We start from the raw sequence: 2,538 nt of genomic DNA, 5'->3' as shown, positions 1-2,538 counted from the left end.
CCCTTTCTATAACTTCACCTTATAGTTTAGGTTTTTGATAAAAGCTATATAAATTAAGAGTGTTTTAAAATTAATTCTGTTAAAGCTTCTTTTGGTTGGAAGCCAATAACCTTATCTACTTCAACACCGTCTTTGAAAAGAATCAACGTTGGAATGCTCATAACACCAAATGATCTTGTTGTTTCTGGGTTCTCATCAACATTAAGTTTAAGAATCCCAACTTTATCACCAATTTCAAAATCGATTTCCTCCAACACAGGTGCAATCATTTTACAAGGCCCGCACCATGGAGCCCAAAAATCCACTAACACCAATCCCTCTTTCATTTCTGCAGCAAAAGTTTGATCTGTTACGTGTAAAATTGCCATTATTTTTTCCTCCATTTTAATTTTTTTATTTTAAAAAACTTAATTGTTCACTCTGACAAATATATGAAAATTACCTTTTCATATCAAAATTCCTCATTCTGTTTCCACTGATTAGAAATTTAGATTTTTTGGTAGGCGGCACTTCATGATTTTTTTTAGTAGATACTAATTTCACCGATAATTCCTTAAACCACTGCTCATCTTTAAATAGTAAAGCCAAATCTATTAAAGCTAAAAGCTCACTTTCATTTCTACCAGTTGTCTCGGGCAGCTTTTCAGCCCGTTTATTTACGATCCAAATCGATTTTCCAATCGCTGTTTCATTGTCACTATCAATTACATTTATTTGTAACATTCCTTTGGTAGTGTCTACGGTTTCAACATACCCGTGGATCAGTTCTCCATCTCTGGATATACCCTGTATCCAATCCCCATTTTCAAATCGATAATTGTCGGCCATTGTCATCTACACCCCTTAAATGTTATAAAAAAAGTTACAGTTTGGTTTTTTAAAAAAAGTTTATTAGCAACATCTCATTATACTGTAATAAAATAATATACAGTATGAATAAAAGAAAAAACTAAATCATGGACAATGTTTAATTTTTTCTAAAACAGTACTAAGTGTAATATTCTCTAAATATTTTTCAAAATACAATTCAGCATCATTGAAAATCTGGTCCATTACCACCTGGGTATTAGACGAGATAACACATTTTTGCTCAGGATCACCTGTGCACCAGTTTGGTTTTAGGCTTCCGCGTGAAACGGTACGATAAATATCTGCCAATGATACCTCTTGAGAATTACAGTCGAGAATATAGCCACCACCAATACCTTCTTTTGTCCTAACAAATCCATAATTGCGCAAACAGCTCATGATCTTTCGAATCCGTGCCGCATTTGTACAAACATTGGCAGCGATTGACTCACTGCTAGCCATATGATCTGGTAAATATGCTAGATAGACTAAACTATGGACGGCTATCGTAAAATCACTATTCACTTCAATGCTTCCTCCTCAAGAAGATTAATGTAATTTTATTATTTACAGTTTATAAAGTCAACAATAAATAACTCAATTATAATAATTCCACTCTAGCCCATAATTAAATTTTTACAAATATTAATTCAATCAAAACGATTTTGGTATCATTTAATATAGTTAGAGCGAGACAATGCCAAGCGCAAAAAAGAAGGAAGAGCACTAAGCTTTTCCTTCTTTCTTTTAGTCCATAGTCTTTTTATAATTCGGTTATAGCATTAAGAGCAATTTTCATTCCTGCATCAACCGCAGAGGAAACCAATTCGTTATGAGGATTATATTCTTCTCTAAGCTCTGCATCGGCATAACCATCTATAGCGAGAATAGATCCAGCTTTAACCCCTTTGATAGAAGCAATGACAAATAAGCTTGAGTTTTCCATTTCCACAGCTAAAACCCCAGCCTTCTTATAAAGCTGATGGGGAAATTCTAAAACACCTGTATAAAACGCATCAAGAGTAAGAGTCATTCCCTCTGTTACCAAAATGCCATTTTCATTAATGGAAGCGGCATTTGTTAATTCCTCTACAATCTTCCGATCTGCAACAGCTGGGAATCCTGGAGGTACAATTTGTTTTGTTAAACCATCACAACTTACCGATGCGGTGCTGACGACTAAACTGCCAGGAATTACATCCTTTTGATAAGAGCCTGCTGTTCCTACTCGGATAATGGACTGGACACCACCCATGATTAATTCTTCAAAGCATACCGCTGCCCCTGGTGACCCGACACCATGGCTGACAACTCCAACCTTTTTCCCATTCCAGCTGCCACTGTAACTGTGGTACTCGCGGTTTTCTGCTAATTTGCTGCTGTTATCCATAAGATCAGCGATTATTTTCGCCCGCTTAGGGTCCCCACAAACAATGAACCGCTCAGGTAGGCTATCAGATGTTAATGTTAGATTTGGCAGATGTTTAGTCAAAGTCTTTTCTCTCCCATTCATCCTCAGGTATAGGCAGGTCTTCTCCCGAGAATCTTTCCTCTTTATATGGATCCCCATTAATATGGAATCCATTTTTCTCCCAAAACCCCGGCTTGTTGTCATCAACAAACTCGATGCCCCTTATCCACTTTACACTTTTCCAAAAATAAAGATGTGGAACACCCAGCCTAAGTGGC

Annotated in this window: 5 protein-coding genes; all 5 read right to left on the bottom strand. The window is 36.5% G+C overall.

From position 1 onward, the window contains the following. Nucleotides 1-53: 53 nt before the first annotated feature. A complete protein-coding gene (gene trxA / locus V7659_RS30605; protein WP_144548327.1) occupies nt 54-368 on the bottom strand; it encodes a thioredoxin in 315 nt (104 codons plus the stop codon). Nucleotides 369-438: 70 nt separating this feature from the next. Then, nucleotides 439-834 (bottom strand): IDEAL domain-containing protein, encoded by a 396-nt coding sequence (locus V7659_RS30600; RefSeq protein ID WP_335543777.1) that lies wholly within the window; start codon nt 832-834, stop codon nt 439-441. 120 nt (nt 835-954) lie between these two features. Next, the gene (locus tag V7659_RS30595; RefSeq protein ID WP_335543776.1) at nt 955-1,374 is read right to left on the bottom strand and encodes an RrF2 family transcriptional regulator; all 420 of its coding nucleotides are present in this window, start codon (nt 1,372-1,374) and stop codon (nt 955-957) included. A 238-nt stretch (nt 1,375-1,612) separates the two neighbouring features. Then, entirely contained in the window at nt 1,613-2,341 is a 729-nt protein-coding gene (locus tag V7659_RS30590; RefSeq protein WP_335543775.1) for a nucleoside phosphorylase, read from the bottom strand. Beyond that, on the bottom strand, nt 2,334-2,538 hold a 205-nt coding region (locus V7659_RS30585; RefSeq protein WP_335543774.1), incomplete at its 5' end, for a molybdopterin-dependent oxidoreductase. The genes V7659_RS30585 and V7659_RS30590, both read right to left, overlap by 8 nt.

Source organism: Neobacillus drentensis (assembly GCF_036966985.1).
Taxonomy (GTDB): domain Bacteria; phylum Bacillota; class Bacilli; order Bacillales; family Cytobacillaceae; genus Neobacillus; species Neobacillus drentensis_E.
Note: the sequence above shows the minus strand (reverse complement) of the source record. Positions and strands in the feature narration are given on the sequence as shown.